Raw genomic sequence first — 15,762 nt, 5'->3', positions numbered from 1 at the left:
TTGCCTGATGCCCGTATGAACTGGTGGTGGCTAATCGGCGGTGTAATGTTGGTTGAAGGCTTGATGCCACTGCTGTTTACCCGGGCATGGCGTCAGACCTTTGAAAAACTGCTGCAATTGCGCGATGGGCAGATCCGTTTTGTGGGGTTTGCTTCAGTGGTCGCCGGATTGCTGGTGTTGTGGCTGAACCGCTGAGCCACTTGTTGGAATTGAAAAAGCACGCAACCCTGCGTGCTTTTTTATTGTCTATCACCATGCCATGCCATCACGACTGCTAAAGCCGTGCCTTAGGTAGGGGTTTGCGGGTATAATGGCGGGATGCATAATTGGTTACTTCCTGAATATATTGAAGATGTATTGCCCGCAGATGCGGCGCGTCTTGAATCTTACCGCCGACAACTGCTGGACCTGTTCCGCGTGCATGGCTATCAATATGTGATGCCACCCATGATGGAGTATGTGGAGTCATTGTTGACCGGCACCGGGCATGACTTGGATATTGCGACGTTTAAAGTGGTGGACCAGTTGACCGGGCGCCTGATGGGCTTGCGCGCAGATACGACGCCACAAGCAGCACGCATTGATGCACACATGTTGAACCACCAGGGTGTTTCACGCTTGTGTTATGCAGGCACGGTGTTGCGCACCAAGCCGGATGGATTAGCGCGTACGCGCGAGCCTTTGCAGCTGGGCGCTGAATTGTATGGCCACGCGGGCATTGAGAGTGATATCGAAGTGCAGCGCCTGATGGTCAAAGCCTTGCAGTTGTTAGGTATGCGCACATTGTTCGTCGACCTGAGCCACGCCACTATTTTTGCCAGCTTGTCACATATGGCGCAGTTGGGCGTACAGCAGGAGCAGGCACTGCAAGCCGCCTTGCAGGCAAAAGACATTACGCTGGTAGAGCAGCTGGTGGCGAATCTGCCGGAAAAATCCCGCCAGGCCTTTGTCGCACTCACTCAGCTGAATGGCGGCGCAGAAGTGTTGGACCAAGCGCGTGATATTTTGCCGGAATCCGAAGAGATAGAACAGGCGTTACGAGAACTGGAAACCGTGGCAAATACACTGACTACGGATGATGTCACCGTGACTATTGATTTGAGCGAGCTGCGCGGTTATCACTATCACAGTGGCATGGTGTTTGCCGCTTATGCTAAAGGCTACGCAGGCCCGATTGCATTGGGCGGGCGTTACGATGAAGTCGGCGCAGCGTTTGGCCGTGCACGCCCGGCAACCGGCTTTAGCCTGGATTTGCGTGGCGCGTTGCAGGCATTGGGTCCGGCAACACTGAATAAAGGGATTCTGGCGCCGGTGGCGGCAGAACCCGAATTACTGTCTTTAATCGACACCTTGCGTTCACAAGGGCAGATTGTGGTGGAAGCATTGCCCGATATGCCTGTGAACTATTCTGAATTGGCTTGTGACCGCACTCTGCAAAAGATCGATGGTCGCTGGCAAGTGGTGGCTGTATAAGTCAGCCCGCTATTTTCGTTTTTACAAGATATTAATTGAACATGACACAATCTAAGCAAGCAAAAAACGTCGTTGTGATTGGCACCCAATGGGGCGACGAAGGTAAAGGTAAAATTGTAGACTGGCTGACAGATCACGCCCAGGGCGTGGTGCGCTTTCAGGGCGGTCATAACGCTGGTCATACCTTGGTGGTTGGTCAGGGCGCGGCACAAAAAGTGTACAAATTGAACCTGGTGCCTTCCGGCATCGTGCGTGATGGCGTTAACTGTTACATCGGTAACGGCGTTGTGCTGGATACCACGCATTTGCTGCATGAGATTTCTACCTTGGAACAAGGTGGCCTGGATGTTAAAAACCGCCTGAAAGTCAGCCCTGGCTGTCCATTGATTCTGTCCCATCACGTGGCTGTGGACTTGGCGCGAGAAGCCAAGCGTAGCGCCGAGAAAAAAATTGGCACCACCGGCAAGGGTATTGGCCCTGCTTATGAAGATAAAGTGGCCAGACGTGCTTTGCGTGTCTATGACTTGTTCCACCCTGAGCGCTTTGCTGAAAAACTGCGCGAAGTCATGGACTATCATAACTTTGTGCTGACCAACTACTTGGGCGCGGCTGCGGTGGATTTCCAGCAGCAATACGATGCCAGCATGCAGCACGCAGTGGCCTTGAAGCCTATGGTGGCCGATATTTCTGCTGCCCTCTATGAAGCGAATGCGCGTGGCGAACACCTGTTGTTTGAAGGTGCACAAGGCACTTTGTTGGATGTCGATCACGGTACTTATCCTTATGTAACCTCCAGCAACTGTATCGCAGGCCAGGCCTCCGCGGGCACCGGTGTCGGTGCCAATATGCTGCACTATGTATTGGGTATCACCAAGGCTTACACTACACGTGTGGGTGGTGGTCCGTTCCCGAGCGAGCTGGATATCGACACCGAAGGCGCACCTGGTCACCAGATGTCTAACAAAGGCCAGGAAATCGGTACCGTAACACGCCGCAAGCGTCGTTGTGGCTGGTTTGATGCGGCTGCGTTGCGTCGCTCAGCCCGTATCAACGGTTTGACCGGCTTGTGCATCACCAAACTGGATGTGCTGGACGGCATTGAGTCTTTGGATATTTGTACCGGTTACAAACTGGATGGAAAAATCGTTGATATGTTGCCAGTAGGTGCGGATGATGTCGCGCGTTGTGAGCCTATTTACGAAACCGTGCCTGGCTGGACCGAAACAACTTTTGGTGTCAAAACCTGGGATGCGCTGCCTAAAAATGCGCAGCACTATCTCAAGCGCCTGGAAGCAGTGTGCGGTGTGCCAATTGCGATTGTGTCTACCGGTCCTGAGCGTGACGAAACCATCGTCTTGCAACATCCTTTTGCTTAAGCACAAGGCTAGTTTGACATGCGTGCACAACGACTAGCCTGGGCAATTACTGGTTCCGGGCATTATCTGCGTGAGTCTTTGGCTATCCTGCAAACCTTGCAGGATGTCGATATCTACCTGAGCCGCGCAGCGGCCGAAATTATCCAGCAATATGGTTTTCAGGCAGCCCTCGAAGCCACTGGCCACAAGGTCTATCAGGATAAAACAGCTAGCAGCGTGCCTGTTGAGCGTTTTTATGAAGGTGTTTACCATACGCTGGTCATTTCGCCTGCCACGTCTAATACGATTGCCAAAATGGCTTATGGTTTTTCTGATAGCCTGGTGACTAACCTGTTTGCACAAGCCGGTAAAACGCGCGTGCACAGCATTTTATTCGCTTGTGATACTGCACCAGAGTTAGAGTCGGAAGCGCCACGGGATAATGTTGTTAAAGTATTCCCGCGCCAGATTGACCTTGAAAACGTGGCCAGGCTGAAGCAGTTTGCCGACACTAGCGTCGTAGAAGACATGGCTGCCTTGCAAGATGCCATCATGCAGCGTCTGGCTGCATTGCATGACCTGCATTTGCACGATGGCGTACAGGTGTTAGATCAAATCACCGACTAACGCGATGACTCGGCTGCTGTTTCTCACCGGAAAACTGGCAGAACACAGTCTGCGTCAGATATTGCAGTCTATCCAGGCTGACAGTAAACAGTCTCCGTTTGAATATGAGGTCAAGCAAATCGGCGTATCCGTGGCTGCCTTGATGACGCCGCCCCTGATTGCAAGACGTTTGCCCAGTATTGACAATATAGATAAGGTCATTCTGCCTGGATTGTGCCAGGGTGACCTGGCGCCGCTTGAGGCGCAGTGGGGAGTGCCCGTGGAGCGTGGACCAAAGGACTTGAAAGACTTGCCGCAATATTTTGGCCAGCAGGGTAAAGCCCCTGACCTGACGCAGCATAGCGTCACTATTTTTGCCGAAATTGTTGATGCGCCTGATCTGACCATCCCCCAAATTGTTGCCAGAGCTGAGCATTTCCGGCAGCAGGGCGCAGATGTGATCGACCTCGGCTGCCTGCCAGGCAAGGCCTTTGCGCATATGACAGACGCGGTGCAGGCGCTTAAAGCCGAAGGTTTCCAGGTCAGCGTAGACTCCATGCGCGAAGAGGATTTGCTGGCTGCAGGTAAGGCGGGGGCAGATTATTTGCTGAGCCTGCATGAAAAAAGCCTGTGGATTGCTGATGAGGTGGCGGCTACGCCAATCTTGATTCCTGCCGTGCCTGGCAGCTTTACCAGTTTGCAACGCGCCATTGAGCATTGTTTAAAGCGGGGGCGTCGTTTTATCGCCGACCCGATTCTGGATCCTATCCATTTTGGCCTGACCGACTCCATTGTGCGTTATCACAAGTTGCGCAAAAAATATCCTGACATTGCCATCATGATGGGGGTCGGTAACCTGACCGAGTTGACCGATGCAGACACAACTGGCGTCAATGCCATGCTGTTTGGCATGATCAGTGAATTGAATATCAATGCGGTATTGGCAACCTCTGTCAGTCCGCACGCCAGTGAGGCAGTGGCCGAGGCCGATGTTGCACGACGTGTGATGTATCGCGCCAGCCAGGATAAACGCTTGCCACGCGGGTATTCCAATGGGTTGCTAGGCTTGCATGATCGTAAGCCTTTCCCTTATAGCGCCGAAGAAATTATGACCATGGCCAGTCAGATTAAAGACCCGAGTTTTAGGATCATGGTCAGCGAGCAAGGTGTGCATGTTTATAATCGGGATGGTATTCAGCATGACACTGACCCTTACCGGTTTTATCCGACGCTTAATGTGCAAGATGACGCATCGCATGCGTTTTATCTGGGCGTGGAACTGGCACGTGCGCAAATTGCCTGGCAGCTTAAAAAACGTTATGTGCAAGATGAGTTACTGGAGTGGGGCGTGGCCTCGGTGCAGCAAAACAAGCAGGCTAAAGTCGCTCATCGCGAGGCTTCTATTCAGGAACGTTTGGAAAACGCACGTACCAAATCTAATGACAACACAACGCCTGGTAACTCCTCACCAGGCACGGAATAATTTTCATGATTTACGAAACGATAGTGACGACCCGTTCTGCGGATGGAGATGTGCATGTCGCGCCATTTGGTATTCAATGGCACGAGGGCAGGGTGCTGATCATGCCTTTCAAACCATCGACGACCTTGCAGAATATTTTGCAAACCGGTTTTGCCGTATTAAACCTCACGGATGATGTGCGCGTATTTGCCGCGGCCATTGCCAGGAAAGCGGCATTTGCCACTGAACCTGTTGCCACCGGGCAAGGCGTCAGACTCAAAGATTGCTTGGCGCATCATGTATTGCGGTTGCAGCAGGTCGAGGAAGATGAAATGCGTCCCAGGTTATGGATGCAGGTGGTCGAAAGTGCATCGCACGCGCCATTTATGGGCTTTAACCGTGCGCAGTCGGCGGTGATTGAGCTGGCGGTGCTGGTCAGTCGTTTGCATATGCTGCCAGTTGAAAAAATCACCCAGGAAATGCAATACCTGCAAATTGCCATCGATAAAACAGCCGGGCCACGCGAGCTGGAAGCCTGGCAATGGCTGGTGGATTGCGTCAATAACCACCTGGCGCAACAGAGCGGCCTGCAGCAAGCGTGAGTCAGTCTATGCAAGTATTAGTCAGTGTTAATTCCGTTGCTGAAGCACAATTGGTGTTGTCTGCAGGTGTGCCATTGGTTGACCTGAAGGAGACCAGCCATGGTGCGCTGGCAGCATTGGACCTGGGTCGTTCAACCGCAATTGTTGATGAGATTCAACGATATAGGCAACACACAGCTGCTAAGGGTATTATGATCAGTGCAACGGTAGGCGATCACTGTGACACGGTCGATGACCTCATGCAGATGATTACAAGCCGCCTGCAAATCGGGGTTGAGGTGATCAAGTTGCCGGAAGCTATCTGGGCCGAGCCGGTTTACCAGCCGACAATCGCTGCCTGGTTAGCACAAGGCCTCAAGTTGATCGCCGTAATGCATCCCGCCAGCTTGATGGCTGCTAATATGCCTGAGCGGTTACAGGCCCTGGCCCAACAGCATTATTGGGGGGTGATGGTCGATACGACGCAGAAATCGCACGCCTTGATAGATATCGTGCCTATCGCAGTACTCGCTGATTTTGTGCGTGTAGCAAAAGCCGTACAGTTATTCGTCGGCGTTGCAGGCGGGTTATTGCTAACGCACATTGAGTCGCTGGCTAAATTGAACCCTGATTATTTAGGATTTCGCAGTGGTTTGTGCGAAGGCACACAAAGAGCGCAAGGCTTATTGGCAGAGCGCGTGCACGAGCTGATTGTAAGAGTGTCAGAAATTTGTTGAATAATTGGTCTTAAACCTAATAAATACGCCTATGAGATGGCACTTAGGGTTGCGTCTGTAGCGACGTTTGCGTATAGTTCAACTTGTAAGTTTTTTCAAAGATGTGGCAAAAAAGCCCAATAACGAAGGAGTCAATGAATGAAAAAAAGTTTTTTAGGCTTGGCAATTGCTTCTGCATTTGTGTTTGCATCGCAAGTTGCGCAAGCTGAAGACATGTACCGTGGCGCTTGGTATGTTGTTCCAGGTGCAACTTACATGAACACTGACAATGACCTCGAAGCTGACAATGGCCGTGGCGGTTTTCTGTCTATCGGTAAAGAGCTGAGCGAGCACTGGGACATTCAAGGCCGTTTGGGCTATAACCGCGCTGATAATGATCTTGCCGGTGTGAGTGGTAAATACAAACAAACAGCTTTAGGCCTGGATGCTTTGTATATGTTCAGCCGCGACAAGTTCCGTCCATTCCTGTTGGCCGGTGTCGGCGCAGCACGTAATGATGTTGATTACTCTGCACCTGGTGCTGATATTGATGGTAAGAAAAACTCTTGGATGGCTAACGTAGGTCTGGGTGCGCAATACTTGTTCAACGACAAGTTTGGTATTCAAGCTGATGTACGTCACCAGTGGAGCCGTGCAAAAATTGATATCGCTGGTGTAGGTAGCGATACTGAAACCATTGGTAATACTTTGGTTAACTTGGGCGGTATCTTCCGCTTTGGCGCACCTGCTCCAGTGGTTGAAGAGCCAACACCAGAGCCAACACCAGCACCATTGGCGGCTGCTGAGCCAGCACCTGCTCCGGCGCCAGCGCCAGCACCTGCTCCAGTATGTAAGCCACAAAACGAAACAGTAACAGTGAGTGCTGAAAAACTGTTCGGTTTCGACAAGGCTAACTTGCGTGAAGAAGGCCGTAAAGTTCTGGAAGAAACAGCAGCCAAGATCAAGGCTAACCCAGAAATTACTGCTGTGATCGTCACAGGCCACACAGACCGTATTGGTTCTGATGCTTACAACCAGAAGTTGTCTGAGCGTCGTGCTAAGCAAGTGGCTGACTACCTGATCGCTCAAGGTGTTGATAGCAATATCATCACTTCTGAAGGTAAAGGTAAAACTGAGCCAGTGGTTCAATGCGAAGGTAAAAAAGTAAGCAAAAAACTGATTTCTTGCTTGCAACCTAACCGCCGCGTTGACATCCGCGCTGAAGGCACTAAACAAGTTGGTTGCCAATAATCAGATTTAAGTCTGAATAAAAAAGCCACGCGTCAGCGTGGCTTTTTTTATACCTGTTGTGTTGAGTCAGCATTTTGTCTGCCTGCCTCAGTTATAATCCAGCTATGGTTGATACACAATTTATTATTAAAGCACGCTGGGTGATTCCGGTAGATGCGAACCATACCCTGTTAGAGCAACATGCAGTGTTGGTGGAAGCAGGTCAAATTAAAGCCATAGTGCCCAAAGCCGACATTCCTGCATGGGCGGCCGATTGGCTGGTGGTAGATTGTTCTCAACATGCCTTGATCCCAGGCATGATTAATCTGCATGCACATAGCAGCATGAACCTGTTAAAAGGCTATGCGGACGATTATGCATTGATGCCCTGGTTGAATGACCATATTTGGCCAGCAGAAAAGCGCTGGGTCTCCAGATCGTTTGTGCATGATGGTAGCTTGCTGGCTAGTGCAGAAATGTTGAGTGGCGGCGTGACCACTTTCAATGACATGTATTTTTTTCCGCAAGCCACGATTGAGGCGGTGAACCGTGCTGGTATGCGCGCGCATATCGGCCTGACGGTATTGGACTTCCCGACCAATTATGCAGCGACGGCCAATGATTACATTCGGCTCGGCACTGAGGTGCGGGACCAATATAAATCCGACCCACATATCAGTTTTTCATTTGCGCCACATGCGCCTTATACCGTCAGTGACCAGACTTTTGAGCAAATCTCTACCTTATCCGAACAGTTGAATTTGGGCATACATACCCATTTACACGAAACGCAGGCCGAAATATCACAAAGCCTGGAACAATACGGCGTTCGCCCCTTGCAGCGTTTACTCGCGCTGGGCATCATTGGCCCCGCCACGGTTTTGGCGCATGGCGTGCATCTGGAAATGCAGGAATTAGAAACGTTATCTACCCAGGGCGCGCATCTCGCGCATTGTCCATCTTCAAATTTAAAACTGGCCAGTGGTATTGCACCAGTGGCCGCTGCGTTAAGGGCAGGCATTAATGTGGGGCTGGGCACAGATGGTGCCGCTAGTAATAACCGTGTCGATATGTGGCAAGAAATGCGCACCGCGGCATTGCTGGCTAAAGTGGTCGACCAGAATGCGGAAGCATTGCCTGCCTATCAGGCACTGGAAATGGCGACGCTACATGGCGCACGTGCTTTGGGATTGCAAGACAAAGTGGGTAGCCTTGAAGTGGGAAAGCAGGCTGATATGGTGGCAGTAAAACTGGATGATTTAAACAGTTTGCCTTGCTTTGACCCTGTGTCGCATCTGGTTTACGTTGCCGGGCGCGAGCAGGTCACCCATACCTGGGTGGATGGTGAGTTACGTTATCAGCGCGCCGTTGATGGACAAAGCGAGTTTGCAGGCATGGAAACAGAAGAATTACGCTCTATTGCGTTGCAGTGGCAACTTAAACTGCAATCTGCCAATAGCTAATGCGTGAGCAATTAAAGATCAAGTAAAAGGAGCGATCATGGCGAATGTGGAAGTCGCAGAGGTGAATAAGTTTGCCGAGTTGGCGCACCAGTGGTGGGATCAACAAGGGGTGTTTAAACCTTTGCATCAGTTGAATCCTTTGCGCCTGAGTTATATTGACAGCCGAGCATCACTCGCGGGCAAGCAGGTGTTGGATGTGGGCTGTGGCGGCGGGATTTTGAGTGAGTCCATGGCGCAACGTGGCGCGCAGGTGACGGGCATAGACTTGGCAGAAAAGTCTTTGCAGGTCGCACAGTTACATGCGCTGGAAGCCAATGTACAAGTAGATTACCGTTGTGTGGCCGTTGAGGCATTGGCGCAAGAAAAGCCGCAGGCTTTTGATGTGGTGACCTGCATGGAAATGCTGGAGCATGTGCCTGACCCGGCCAGTGTCGTGCGCGCTTGTGCCGCCTTGGTCAAACCTGGTGGCCATGTTTTCTTCTCCACGTTAAATCGTAATGCCAAGGCTTATCTGATGGCGGTGGTGGGCGCAGAGTATGTGCTGAATTTGCTGCCTAAAGGCACGCATGATTACAGCAAGTTTATCAAGCCCTCCGAGCTGGCAGCGTGGATGCGGCAATCGGGGCTAGAGCTGCAGCATCAAACTGGCTTGACTTATCATCCCTTCAGTAAACAGTATGCGCTGACGGTAGATACCAGCGTGAATTACATGCTGCACGCGATTAAAGAAGTCTAACAGGAAGTGAAATGCAAGCTGTATTGTTTGATTTAGACGGGACGCTGGTCGATACCGCCCCCGATTTAGGCTATGCCCTTAATTTGCAACGCGAGCGTCATGGCCTGGCATTTTTGCCAGAGACGACCATCCGCCCGTATGCATCACATGGCTCACGTGGGCTGCTGGAAATAGGGTTTGGCTTGTTGCCGACCGATGCCAGTTTTGAAGCAATGCGGACCGAATATCTGGACTTGTACACACAGGTGATGACGCGCCAACCCGTCTTGTTTGCCGGGATGGCAGAAGCCTTGCAGGCGATCGAGCAGCGTGGTCTGCGTTGGGGCATCGTCACCAATAAACCGCGCCGGTTTACCATGCCGATGGTGGAGCATATGGGGCTGGATATACGTGCTGGTGCCGTGATCAGTGGCGATGATGCGCCTCAACCAAAACCATCTCCGCAAACCCTGCTATTGGCTTGTGAGCGTATGGCGATAGACCCGCAAACCGTGCTTTATATTGGGGATGCTGAGCGCGATATACAGGCAGGTAAAGCCGCTGGCATGAAAACGCTGGTCGCTTTGTTCGGTTATTTGTCTGCCACAGACAATCCTCAGGCATGGGGCGCTGATGGCTGCATACAGCAGCCTCAGGAGTTGCTCGCGTATTTATAATGCTGGTCAGCGCATTACTTGCGTGCACTACTGAGTACGGCCATGGCGGCAATATTAATGTCTGCAACCAGAATGCTCTCCAGCGCACCTTGTTCATTGAGAATCGGCAAGGATACGGTGAGGCAGAAATCCTCGGTCGCCGTAGACAGGTAGATGGTGGAAATATACGGGGCGTGTGATTCTGCCACCCGTTGGTAGTAGGCTTGCTGGCTGCGGTCTATGCCAGCTCCACCTGCCTTGATTTTTCCATACATGTTCGGGTTGATCCAGTTGGCATAACGCTGTACGCCATTAGGTTCAAGCTCGAAGATGACTTCAAAATAAGGGAATTCTGCAAAGCAGCTATCTAGGTCATGCGACCCTGTTGAACGCTGGATTTTCAGCAATGATTGCAGGGCAGATAACGCCCTGTGTTGCCAGTCAGAGTAAAACTCTTTTTTAGGTAAGATGGTTTGTGGTGGCGTATCTTCTACCACCACGATACTGCCGATATTGGCTTTGCCAATTTTCTTCAGTACGGCTGCCCGTTCGGCAGCCATGACACTATTCTCCAGCAAGCCTTGCTTACCATTCACCACCGCGATAGAGACGCTGGCGACAGGATGATCCTTACCATCTTCGGTCGTGAAGAACCCGCGTTCAAGATCCGTTGCGTCGTACAAGTGAACTGCCAGCGCCTGGAACTGGCTAATAATGTGTAGCAATATCTCGGTGAGCGTTGGGGCATTGTGGTCATAGATCAACACAAAATCATCGCCACCAATATGGCCGACCATCACGCCGGTTTTGTCTTGAAACTCCTGGCGGATGATTTCAGACAATAGCCTGATCATGGCATCGCCACGGATAAAACCGTAGCGGTCGTTGTATGCCTTAAAGTGATCGAGGTCGATATACACCAATTGCGTATTGGGGTTGTTACGCAAGCTATTGTCCAACGTCTGCCTTAAGGTTGGCCCGGTGGTGAGGTGACTCAGCGGATGTAAATTGCCTGTGGAGGCTTTACGGCTGATCAACTGTGCCATGATTTCCATCGGTTGCAGAATGCCGACATAGGCGCCTTCTTCGTTGACAGTAATCCAGATATCGGTATTCGCGCGGTCCAGGTAAAACAAACGTGCCAGCACGGAGGAGGGCATTAGGTGATTGATGACCTTGGGCAATGGGTCGCAGCAGGCGCCCAGGCCAGTGACTCTTTTCGAAAACGCCTTGCCACGTCGTAACACGCCCAGCGGCGTTTTACCATCGAGAACAACGGCAATGGCGACATCAATATGTGTATTAAATAAGCTTCTGGCTTCCGCAATCGAATTGCTGACATCAATCGTCAGGCCGTGGCTGATAAACTCGCCGATATGAAAGTCATCTGGCACATGTGAGCGGTGGGACTCATCGCGCGCAGGTAGCGCGGTGACCTGGTCGCTGGGGCTGCTTTGCGGATGGGCAAAATAATGGCCTTGTGCATAATGCAAGCCTAAGTCCTGACAGTAGGTAATATCTTCCACCCGCTCCAGGCCTTCGGCAATAATGGTGCAGCCTAGGCGTTGCGCCATGGAGATAATCGCTTCCAGCAGCACGGTTCTGACGCGGCTACCTTGTGCTTCATGCACAATTGCGCGGTCAATTTTGATAAAGTCTGCACGCACCTCTGCCAGAATACGCAGCCCGTTAAAACCAGACCCCATATCATCGAGCGCGATACGCAGCCCGTGCATGCGGATTTCGTCGCAGTAGCGTGCCAGGACTTCCGGATTGGTTTTCTCGCTTTCCACGATTTCTATCACGACGTCGCGTTTATCGATGTTGTGCTGGTTCAGGATTTTTAAAATAAAATCCAGCCAGCCCGGACTCATGATGGTTTGTGGCAAGACGTTGATAAAGATGGGTTTATCCGCAGAAATGGATTGTGATTTACCGATCAAGGCCAGATGCTGGCAGGCCAAATCCAGTTCGTGTGTACGCTTAACCTCGGCCGCTAGTGCAAAGGCCTCCATGCCGTTCAGCCATTTGCCTTCAGGTGTTTTAAGGCGGCACAAGGCCTCAAAACCAAACACCTTGCCGCCTTGGCCAAAATCGACAATCGGCTGGTAATGCATTTGTACATGCGGTTCAAGCTCAGACAATAGCCAGGGATATTTGTGGCGTGCGTAGAAAGTATTAAAGGGCATGGTCGCCTGTAGTGCTGCCAGGGGATTCATGGGCTGCTGATCCTCAGAAACCAGTACCCAGGTATCCTTAAGGGTGTGCGCGGACTCTTCGGCAATCATCTGGTCTAATATCTGCAGTAGTTCAGCTTCAGTTTGGTAGCGTAATGATGTCTGATTCAGCCCTGAAAAGCGCGGGCTTTCCATGTTGGCATGGCTGTTGGCATCGAAAATATGCAGAAATAGTTCCATGAGAAATCACTTTGCTTGTGAGGTTGAGTGCAGGCTTGCTTATGGCGCTAGCTTACAGAACCCGGCAACTGCTGCGCTGGTTCTGTGACCGATCGCATGACTACTATAACGACTAAGGAAGGTGTTTGTTTATGCGAAGAGCGGGCATAAAAGCCATGAAACAATCTAATTGTCTGCATCAATTTGGTGCGGAAAGAGCACGTCCATCGAGCACGACGCTGAGAGGGTGATATTTCGGGGATAAAAAACAGCGGCCCGGATGCTTAAGTGACTGACTTACGTTCCAGCAATGCCGTGGATAAAGTGCCGCTGTCTACATACTCGATCTCACCCCCCATGGGCAAGCCACGGGCGATACGGCTGACGCGGATGCCACGCGACTTGAGCATCTGGCCAATGTAGTGGGCAGTGGCTTCGCCTTCTGAGGTGAAGTTGGTGGCGACGATTACTTCGTGAATCGCGCTGTCTTGTGCGCGTTTTAGCAAGGTGTCGAGGTGAATGTCTTTGGGGCCTATGCCATCCATGGGGGATAGTTTGCCCATTAATACAAAATACTGACCCTGGTAGCTGCGTGTGTTTTCCAGCATCATGAGGTCGGTAGGCATTTCTACCACGCACAAAATGGATTTGTCGCGGCTAGTATCCTGGCACAGGCCGCACACGCTGTGTTCACTAAAGTTGTTGCAGTAATCACAGTGGGCTAGTTTGTCCAGGGCTTGCTGCAAACTGGCGGCCAGTTTTTGTGCGCCTTCCCGATCGCGCTGTAACAGGTGATAGGCCATGCGCGTAGACGACTTTGGGCCAACGCCCGGCAAGCAGCGTAGGGCGCTAATCAACTGTTCGAGGACGGCGGGATTGCTCAAGCGATTTCCTGAAATTAGAACGGCAGTTTGAAGCCAGCGGGCATCACGTTGCCCATTTTGGCTGCGCTGGTTGCTTCGGCCTTGGCTCTGGCATCTTTAAGCGCGATCAACAGCAGGTCTTCCAGGGTTTCTTTGTCGTCCATGGCGGCATCGTCAATCTGCACGCGTTTGACATCATTGTTACAGGTCATGGTGATTTTAACCATGCCATTGCTGGCAACACCTTCGACTTCAGTGTTTGCGAGTTCGGCTTGTGCTTTCTGCATATTGGCCTGCATCATCTGGGCCTGCTTCATCATATTGCCCATGCCACCTTTCATCATTGTCTGCTCCTAAATTATTGTGGTTAATGTAAGGGTTTAATTGAGTTTGGCACAATGGTTGCGCCCATTTCCTGCATCAGGCCTTGCACAAAACGGTCATCCATAATCGCTTGTGTTGCCTGATCTTGTAATTCAGCACGTTCAACTGCTAATTGTCTGGCAGGCGTGTTGGCCTCTTGCCCGGTGACAATATTCAGTTTTAAGCGGCGGCCAAAATGGCTGCTCAAGGCACTATTCAGTTTTTCCAAATAGTTTGCGCTGGCGAGATGTTTATGTGCCTCGCTGATACACAAGGTCATGGTATCGTCGTCGTAGCTGACCAATTCGCAGTTCTGCGCCAGTGCGCGCACCAGTCCCAGCTTGCTCAGATGGTTTTCAACCAGTGCACGCCAGTTGCCATCCCAGGCCAGCGGGGCTGACTCACCGCTGCTCACCACCGGCTGTGAAAAGGCCTGTTGTGGAATGTGTTCAAGAGCAGGCATCGCTTGATCGGCCATCACTGTATGGTTGGCGGGGTTAACGGTAGGCGCCATCATTGGTGCTGGCTCCGCTGAGGGTGTAAGTGCTGCTGCTGTCTTCAGTGACGCTGTTACATTCGGTGTGGCAGGCGTGGCTGGTGGCATAGGCGTTGCCGGGATAGGCTCGCTCGCTGCACTCATCTGACGGCTTTGTGCCAGCGCTGCACGGGCGTTGCCACCAGCATTGCCACGCGGCGTACCTTCTGTGGGGCTGCTACCACCAGTCGCTGGTGCGGCGGATGGTGTCATGGCATCTGCTTTGAATGCCAGCAGCCGCAACAGGGTCATTGTGAAGCCTGCATAAGCATCAGGCGCCAGGCCAATGTCACGGTGGCCTAAAATACAGATCTGATAATACAGTTGCAGCATTTCTGCCGTGAGTTGCGAGGCCAGGTCCAGCAGTGTCTGGCGCTCCGGGTGATCATCAGCAATCGCTTGCGGGCTATATTGCGCCACGGCCAGCAAATGCAGCAAGGCCGCCAGGTCATTCAATGCGTTCTCGAAGCCTATGCTGCGAGACTCCATTTGCTGCGCAATATTGAGCAGTGTGGCCGCATCATTAGCAATCAGGGCACGCAATAATTCGTATAGATAACTCTGGTCAATCGCACCCAGCATGCTGCGTACATCGCTTTCGCGCACAGACTGGTTGCCATAGGCAATCGCTTGGTCTGTGAGCGACAAGGCATCGCGCATACTGCCGCTGGCGGCACGGGCAATCAATTGCAGGGCGGGCGGTTCGAATGCAATCTGTTCCTGCCCGAGGATATCCTGCAAATGCGCAGTGATAGTACTGCTGGCCATTTGGCGCAAGTTAAATTGCAGGCAGCGCGAGAGAATGGTGACTGGTACTTTTTGCGGGTCAGTCGTGGCCAGAATGAATTTGACGTGTGCAGGCGGTTCTTCCAGCGTTTTCAGCATGGCGTTAAACGCTTCCTTGGTCAGCATATGCACTTCGTCAATCATGTAGACCTTGAAACGGCCAGAAGATGGTGCATAAATCGCCTGTTCCAGCAGGCTGACCATATCGGCAATGCCGCGGTTAGAGGCCGCGTCCATTTCTACATAGTCGACATAACGGCCAATATCAATGGCACGGCAGGCTTCGCATTCACCACAAGGGGTGGCGGTAATGCCGGTGGCACAGTTGAGCGATTTGGCCAGGATGCGTGACAGGGTGGTTTTGCCGACGCCGCGCGTACCCGTAAATAAATAGGCATGGTGCAGCCGTTGCTGGCTCAGCGCATTGCTTAATGCTTGAACCACATGGTCTTGTCCGACCAGGCTGCTAAAGGATTTTGGGCGCCATTTACGCGCCAATACTTGGTAAGACATCGCGCACTCTACTGATTAAATGCTATAAGGCAAACCCGTACTTTAGCTT

General features: G+C 51.8%; 15 protein-coding genes. 11 read left to right on the top strand and 4 right to left on the bottom strand.

Annotated features, from left to right (window positions below):
* The 11 genes from ACIDE9_RS07520 (at window position 1) to ACIDE9_RS07470 (ending at window position 10,278) form a co-directional block, all read left to right on the top strand.
* Window positions 1-195, top strand: a complete 195-nt coding sequence (locus tag ACIDE9_RS07520) for a DUF2065 domain-containing protein (RefSeq protein WP_411993905.1) — start codon at window positions 1-3, stop codon at window positions 193-195.
* A 123-nt stretch (window positions 196-318) separates the two neighbouring features.
* Window positions 319-1,473, top strand: a complete 1,155-nt coding sequence (locus ACIDE9_RS07515; protein ID WP_194753480.1) for an ATP phosphoribosyltransferase regulatory subunit — start codon at window positions 319-321, stop codon at window positions 1,471-1,473.
* 41 nt (window positions 1,474-1,514) lie between these two features.
* The gene (locus ACIDE9_RS07510; RefSeq protein WP_194741849.1) at window positions 1,515-2,849 is read left to right on the top strand and encodes an adenylosuccinate synthase; all 1,335 of its coding nucleotides are present in this window, start codon (window positions 1,515-1,517) and stop codon (window positions 2,847-2,849) included.
* Window positions 2,850-2,867: 18 nt separating this feature from the next.
* Window positions 2,868-3,455: a flavoprotein gene (locus ACIDE9_RS07505; protein ID WP_411993903.1), complete on the top strand. Its 588-nt coding sequence runs from the start codon at window positions 2,868-2,870 to the stop codon at window positions 3,453-3,455.
* A 4-nt stretch (window positions 3,456-3,459) separates the two neighbouring features.
* On the top strand, window positions 3,460-4,917 hold the full coding sequence (locus ACIDE9_RS07500) for a DUF6513 domain-containing protein (protein ID WP_411993901.1): 1,458 nt from the start codon (window positions 3,460-3,462) through the stop codon (window positions 4,915-4,917).
* A gap of 5 nt (window positions 4,918-4,922) precedes the next feature.
* On the top strand, window positions 4,923-5,498 hold the full coding sequence (locus ACIDE9_RS07495; protein WP_411993899.1) for a DUF447 domain-containing protein: 576 nt from the start codon (window positions 4,923-4,925) through the stop codon (window positions 5,496-5,498).
* 8 nt (window positions 5,499-5,506) lie between these two features.
* Window positions 5,507-6,214: a (5-formylfuran-3-yl)methyl phosphate synthase gene (locus ACIDE9_RS07490; RefSeq protein WP_411993897.1), complete on the top strand. Its 708-nt coding sequence runs from the start codon at window positions 5,507-5,509 to the stop codon at window positions 6,212-6,214.
* A 138-nt stretch (window positions 6,215-6,352) separates the two neighbouring features.
* Window positions 6,353-7,444, top strand: a complete 1,092-nt coding sequence (locus ACIDE9_RS07485; protein WP_411993895.1) for an OmpA family protein — start codon at window positions 6,353-6,355, stop codon at window positions 7,442-7,444.
* Window positions 7,445-7,548: 104 nt separating this feature from the next.
* A complete protein-coding gene (locus tag ACIDE9_RS07480) occupies window positions 7,549-8,886 on the top strand; it encodes a TRZ/ATZ family hydrolase (protein WP_411993893.1) in 1,338 nt (445 codons plus the stop codon).
* A 37-nt stretch (window positions 8,887-8,923) separates the two neighbouring features.
* Window positions 8,924-9,622 carry a bifunctional 2-polyprenyl-6-hydroxyphenol methylase/3-demethylubiquinol 3-O-methyltransferase UbiG gene (gene ubiG / locus ACIDE9_RS07475; RefSeq protein ID WP_411993892.1) on the top strand — a complete coding sequence of 233 codons (699 nt, stop codon included), beginning with the start codon at window positions 8,924-8,926 and terminating at the stop codon, window positions 9,620-9,622.
* Window positions 9,623-9,633: 11 nt separating this feature from the next.
* Window positions 9,634-10,278, top strand: a complete 645-nt coding sequence (locus tag ACIDE9_RS07470; protein ID WP_194753488.1) for an HAD family hydrolase — start codon at window positions 9,634-9,636, stop codon at window positions 10,276-10,278.
* Between the two features lie 14 nt (window positions 10,279-10,292).
* Here the strand turns inward: ACIDE9_RS07470 and ACIDE9_RS07465 are convergent, their stop codons facing one another.
* From ACIDE9_RS07465 to dnaX, 4 genes are all read right to left on the bottom strand, one after another.
* Window positions 10,293-12,674, bottom strand: a complete 2,382-nt coding sequence (locus ACIDE9_RS07465; protein ID WP_411993889.1) for an EAL domain-containing protein — start codon at window positions 12,672-12,674, stop codon at window positions 10,293-10,295.
* Window positions 12,675-12,937: 263 nt separating this feature from the next.
* Window positions 12,938-13,537 (bottom strand): recombination mediator RecR, encoded by a 600-nt coding sequence (gene recR, locus ACIDE9_RS07460; RefSeq protein WP_194753490.1) that lies wholly within the window; start codon window positions 13,535-13,537, stop codon window positions 12,938-12,940.
* Between the two features lie 14 nt (window positions 13,538-13,551).
* Window positions 13,552-13,860 (bottom strand): YbaB/EbfC family nucleoid-associated protein, encoded by a 309-nt coding sequence (locus tag ACIDE9_RS07455; protein WP_194741860.1) that lies wholly within the window; start codon window positions 13,858-13,860, stop codon window positions 13,552-13,554.
* Window positions 13,861-13,883: 23 nt separating this feature from the next.
* On the bottom strand, window positions 13,884-15,713 hold the full coding sequence (dnaX, locus tag ACIDE9_RS07450; RefSeq protein ID WP_411993887.1) for a DNA polymerase III subunit gamma/tau: 1,830 nt from the start codon (window positions 15,711-15,713) through the stop codon (window positions 13,884-13,886).
* Between the last annotated feature and the right edge of the window lie 49 nt (window positions 15,714-15,762).

The sequence above is a fragment of the Methylophilus sp. 'Pure River' genome, assembly GCF_046765995.1.
Lineage (GTDB): Bacteria > Pseudomonadota > Gammaproteobacteria > Burkholderiales > Methylophilaceae > Methylophilus.
The sequence above is the reverse complement of the archived record's forward strand: the minus strand, read 5'-3'. Positions and strand labels throughout refer to the sequence as shown.

Excerpts from the sequence above, each read along its gene's own strand:
- ACIDE9_RS07515 (WP_194753480.1), top strand. The coding sequence starts at position 319 with ATGCATAATTGGTTACTTCCTGAATATATTGAAGATGTATTGCCCGCA.
- ACIDE9_RS07510 (WP_194741849.1), top strand. The coding sequence starts at position 1,515 with ATGACACAATCTAAGCAAGCAAAAAACGTCGTTGTGATTGGCACCCAA.
- ACIDE9_RS07505 (WP_411993903.1), top strand. The coding sequence starts at position 2,868 with ATGCGTGCACAACGACTAGCCTGGGCAATTACTGGTTCCGGGCATTAT.
- ACIDE9_RS07500 (WP_411993901.1), top strand. The coding sequence starts at position 3,460 with ATGACTCGGCTGCTGTTTCTCACCGGAAAACTGGCAGAACACAGTCTG.
- ACIDE9_RS07495 (WP_411993899.1), top strand. The coding sequence starts at position 4,923 with ATGATTTACGAAACGATAGTGACGACCCGTTCTGCGGATGGAGATGTG.
- ACIDE9_RS07490 (WP_411993897.1), top strand. The coding sequence starts at position 5,507 with ATGCAAGTATTAGTCAGTGTTAATTCCGTTGCTGAAGCACAATTGGTG.
- ACIDE9_RS07485 (WP_411993895.1), top strand. The coding sequence starts at position 6,353 with ATGAAAAAAAGTTTTTTAGGCTTGGCAATTGCTTCTGCATTTGTGTTT.
- ACIDE9_RS07480 (WP_411993893.1), top strand. The coding sequence starts at position 7,549 with ATGGTTGATACACAATTTATTATTAAAGCACGCTGGGTGATTCCGGTA.
- ubiG (WP_411993892.1), top strand. The coding sequence starts at position 8,924 with ATGGCGAATGTGGAAGTCGCAGAGGTGAATAAGTTTGCCGAGTTGGCG.
- ACIDE9_RS07470 (WP_194753488.1), top strand. The coding sequence starts at position 9,634 with ATGCAAGCTGTATTGTTTGATTTAGACGGGACGCTGGTCGATACCGCC.
- ACIDE9_RS07465 (WP_411993889.1), bottom strand. The coding sequence starts at position 12,674 with ATGGAACTATTTCTGCATATTTTCGATGCCAACAGCCATGCCAACATG.
- ACIDE9_RS07455 (WP_194741860.1), bottom strand. The coding sequence starts at position 13,860 with ATGATGAAAGGTGGCATGGGCAATATGATGAAGCAGGCCCAGATGATG.
- dnaX (WP_411993887.1), bottom strand. The coding sequence starts at position 15,713 with ATGTCTTACCAAGTATTGGCGCGTAAATGGCGCCCAAAATCCTTTAGC.